Annotated in this window: 4 protein-coding genes and 1 pseudogene; 2 read left to right on the plus strand and 3 right to left on the minus strand. The window is 67.3% G+C overall.

What is annotated here, in order from left to right; translation table 11 throughout:
- A pseudogene (locus VIB55_RS22570) lies at positions 1 to 180 on the plus strand (hypothetical protein); the annotation flags it as partial.
- 120 nt (positions 181 to 300) lie between these two features.
- Here VIB55_RS22570 and VIB55_RS22575 read toward each other — a convergent pair.
- Positions 301 to 2,448, minus strand: coding sequence for a cation:proton antiporter (locus VIB55_RS22575; protein WP_331878935.1), 2,148 nt, complete (start codon positions 2,446 to 2,448; stop codon positions 301 to 303).
- A 342-nt stretch (positions 2,449 to 2,790) separates the two neighbouring features.
- Between VIB55_RS22575 and cspE the strand changes: the two genes are divergently transcribed.
- Entirely contained in the window at positions 2,791 to 3,000 is a 210-nt protein-coding gene (cspE, locus tag VIB55_RS22580; RefSeq protein WP_331023257.1) for a transcription antiterminator/RNA stability regulator CspE, read from the plus strand.
- 175 nt (positions 3,001 to 3,175) lie between these two features.
- On the opposite strand, the gene VIB55_RS22585 is transcribed toward cspE, so the two are convergent.
- Both VIB55_RS22585 and infA read right to left on the minus strand, forming a co-directional pair.
- Positions 3,176 to 3,436 (minus strand): hypothetical protein, encoded by a 261-nt coding sequence (locus VIB55_RS22585; protein WP_331023256.1) that lies wholly within the window; start codon positions 3,434 to 3,436, stop codon positions 3,176 to 3,178.
- A 49-nt stretch (positions 3,437 to 3,485) separates the two neighbouring features.
- Positions 3,486 to 3,699 (minus strand): translation initiation factor IF-1 (gene infA, locus VIB55_RS22590; protein WP_331878936.1); only part of this gene is annotated, 214 nt, incomplete at its 5' end.

The following is a 3,699-nucleotide window of genomic DNA, read 5'->3' on the forward strand; positions in this document are numbered from 1 at the left end:
GACGGCCGCATTGCCGACGCCAAGCTCCAGACGTGGTTCGAGGGACCGGTGGAGTGCTTCCTGAAGCTGGTGGAGGCCGCCAAGAACTACCCGGCAGTCAAGAGCCAGTGGATCGAGTTCCTGGGCGAGCACCCCGACGCCGTCACCGAACGCGTAGAGACGGTCCCGCAGCCGAGCTGACCGGGAAGGAACGTCGTTTCACGCAGCGGCCGCAGAGATGAAAGAGAGGACGCAGAGGAACCACTTTCGGTTCTCCGCGTCCTCTCCGTTTTCTCTGCGTCCTCTGCGTGAAACGTTCTGTTACTGCGGAGCGTTCACGATCGCCACGGGACAGTGCGCGTTCATCAGGATGCGCTCCACGCGGGGCCCAAGGAACAGGCGGTCGGAGCCGGGACGCAGGTCCGTGCCCAGCACGATCAGGTCTACGCCCTCTGCCTCGGCGTAGCGAAGGATCGTCTGGTCGGACTCGCGCGAACACAGCACCTCGCCCGTGGTGCGCACCTCCTGCACCTCGCCGCGCTTCACCAACTCGTCGACGATGGCGCGCGCCGCCGGCATCTCCACCTCCAGCATGGTTTCGCGGTTGTGCGCCCGCGTGCCCTCGGGCTCACGCACCACGTGAAGCACCACCGCCTCGGCCGACGAATCCGAGAGCATGAAGCCCACGTCGGCGGCGTTGCGCGAGGCGATGGAGCCGTTGGTGGGGATCAGCACGCGCTGCGGCGGCCAGTGGTAGTCGCTCAGCCGCCCCTTCACCACCAGCGTGGGGCAGGGCGACACGCGCATCACGTAATCCACCAGCGGGTTGAACAGCTCGCGCGAGCTCGGGTCCACGTTCGAGGCGCCCAGCAGCAGCAGGTCGTAGTCCTTTTGCGCCTCGTCCAGGATCACGTCGCCCACACGCCCCTCGACGATCTTGCGCGTGACGTCGATCCCGGGAAACAGCTCCGCGATGCGGTCCAGGTGCGCCGCCGCCTCCTCGCGCGTGCACCCGTCGCGAACGGTGAGCAGCGTAAGCGCCAGCGGCTCGTGCGAGTGCATCTGCGTGACGAGCTGCGCCTCCAGCGTCATGATCGACCGGCGCTCGTTGGTCACGCAGCGCACGGGAAGCAGCACCCGCCGCACGGCCCCCAGCAGGCTGGTTTCGGCCGCCTCTTCGCGCTGAAGGCGCCGCATCTCGTTCTCGCCGGGGCGGATGTGCGAAAGCGTCCATCGCAGCAGCGGAGGGGCCATGACCGAAGTGGTGATGGCCATCACCACGATGATGGAGAACATCTCCTGCGAAAGGATGCCCAGGCTCAGGCCGATGCTGGCGATGATGATCTCCATGGCACCGCGGGCGTTCAGCCCCACCCCGAAGCTGAGCGCCGTCCAGTGGTCGCACCGGGCAAAGAGGCGGGTCGCGAAGTAGCCGCCCACCACCTTGCCGAAGCTGGCGACCAGGATCACCAGCAGCGTGATGACGATCAGCCGGGGCTCCAGCAGGCTGCGCGCGTTCACCTTGAGCCCCGCCACCGCGAAGAAGATGGGGGCGAAGATGCCGATGGCCATCTGCTCGATGTGCTCGGGAATGCGGTGCGGAAGGCGCGGCAGCTGCCCCAGCAGAATTCCCATCACGAAGGCGCCCAGCATGGCCTCGAGCCCCAGCGCCTGCGCCACCGAGCCCCACGCAAAGGTGAGCACCACCACGGCCGACAGCATGCGGAAGTGGCTTCCCATGCGGTCCTGTACCACCGCGATGGTGCGTGCCACCAGCCACCTGGCCGCGGTGAAGCTCACGACCATGAACAGCACCACCTTGCCGACGGACCAGGCCACCGCCCCCGCCTCCAGTTCGCCGCTGCGCGCCAGCCCCACGACGACGGACAGCAGCATCCACCCCACCGCGTCGTCGGCCATGCCGGCGGCGATGATGGTCTGGCCGATGTCGCGGCGCATCAGGTTCAGGTCCAGCAGCACCTTGGCGATCACGGGGATGGCCGAGATGCTCATGGCCGTCGCCAGGAAGAGCGCGAACACCAGGCGCTGGCCGTTGTCGGCCAGCAGCGCGCCCGGCAGGTACTGCCCCAGCATGAAGCCGGTGGCGAACGGCACGATGATGCCGCCCGCCGAGGCCGCCAGCGCCGTCCGCGAGTGGCGCCGGATCAGCCGCAGGTCCGTTTCCAGCCCGGTGAGCAGCAGCAGGAACATGGCCCCGAACAGGCTCACCACCTCCAGCAGGTGGCCGCTCTCCGGCGTCTGCGGCACGATCCAGTGCCCCACGGCGGGAAAGAAGCCGCTGAGCAGCGACGGGCCCAGGACGATGCCCGCCAGGATCTCGCCCACCACGGTGGGCTGCCCGAACCGCTGGGCCAGCTCGCCCAGCAGCCGGGCACAGGCCAGCAGCAGGGCAATCTGGATGAGAAGAACGAGGACGTCGTGATGCGGAGCGGCCGTAAACGCCTGCATGCGAACCGTTTGCGAGCTGAGTGGCGTGCGCCCGCGCCTGCCGCGGCAACACGGGTCGGTCGGCGGCGCTCGTGCAAGGACCCGGCCCCGTGATGCGCATTCGCGTAACAGCCGCGCAAGGCAGTTGACAGGCGGGGCTGTGCGTGCTAGATTAGGTCCTGCGACAGAGAGGCCAGAGGACTGAGAAGACCTGGGGCGCGCTCGCTTCCCGGGTCTATTTCGTTTCCTGGAGCTCTCTATCGTGGGTCGGCGCGGCGGCCATGACACCCGCGCGCAGCACAGGCGATCAGGTTCGGAAGTCCCGCAACCTCGAGAGTCGGTCAACAAACACGGAGTTACGGGATGCGTACGACTGGGACCGTCAAGTGGTTCAACGACAGCAAGGGCTTCGGCTTCATCACCCCCGAAGATGGCGCGAAGGATTGCTTCGTCCACCACTCGGCCATTCAGGGCCAGGGGTTCCGCACGCTCGCCGAGGGTGAGCGCGTGGAGTTCGATGTGGTGCAGGGCCAGAAGGGCCCCGCTGCCGAGAACGTCACCCGCGTCGGCTAAGCCACAGCGGTACTGACAGAAAGGGCCGCCCCGGCAACGGGGCGGCCCTTTTTTCGTGCCGTCGGAGAAACAAAGACACGACTCAAGTGTGACGGAGCGCAGGGAATGCACGAAGCCCGGATGACTCGTGGAGTCGTCCGGGCTTCCGCGTGGGCCCTGAAAAGTGGAGCGGCGCTTACCGCGGCGCTACCAGCACGTTCGAGGCGGCCGCGAAGAACGGCTTGGTGGTGGGGTCGTCGAGCTGAATCTGCAGCAGGCGGCTGCCGTCACCCGTCTTGCCCAGCAGCGCGGTGACCACGCCCTGGCCCGCCGTGCAGAATACGTGTTCGCCCACCGCGGGCGTACGGTCCGTCGCCGAAATCCAATCCGGCCGCGCCTCGTGGTTCACGAAGAGATCCTCTTCGCGGATGCGCCGAATGCTGTTGCCGATCGCCATTCCACTTCCTCCGTGTTCGTGCGATGGTGCGGGCGTGTGGCCCGCGGGCTCACTTGTGGCGGTACGTGATCCGGCCCCGGGTCAGGTCGTACGGGGACAGCGAAACCGTGACGCGGTCGCCCACCATCACGCGGATCTTGAACTTGGTCATCTTCCCCGCCCCGTAGGCCAGAACGATGTGCCCGTTCTCCAGCACGACCCGGTACTTGCGGTCCGGGAGCACTTCCGTCACCTGCCCCTCTACGACGATTCCCTCTTCCTTG

Origin of the sequence: Longimicrobium sp., assembly GCF_036554565.1 — a bacterium.
Lineage (GTDB): Bacteria > Gemmatimonadota > Gemmatimonadetes > Longimicrobiales > Longimicrobiaceae > Longimicrobium.

Coding starts and splice junctions, on each gene's coding strand:
- cspE (WP_331023257.1), top strand. CDS start 2,791: ATGCGTACGACTGGGACCGTCAAGTGGTTCAACGACAGCAAGGGCTTC.
- VIB55_RS22575 (WP_331878935.1), bottom strand. CDS start 2,448: ATGCAGGCGTTTACGGCCGCTCCGCATCACGACGTCCTCGTTCTTCTC.
- VIB55_RS22585 (WP_331023256.1), bottom strand. CDS start 3,436: ATGGCGATCGGCAACAGCATTCGGCGCATCCGCGAAGAGGATCTCTTC.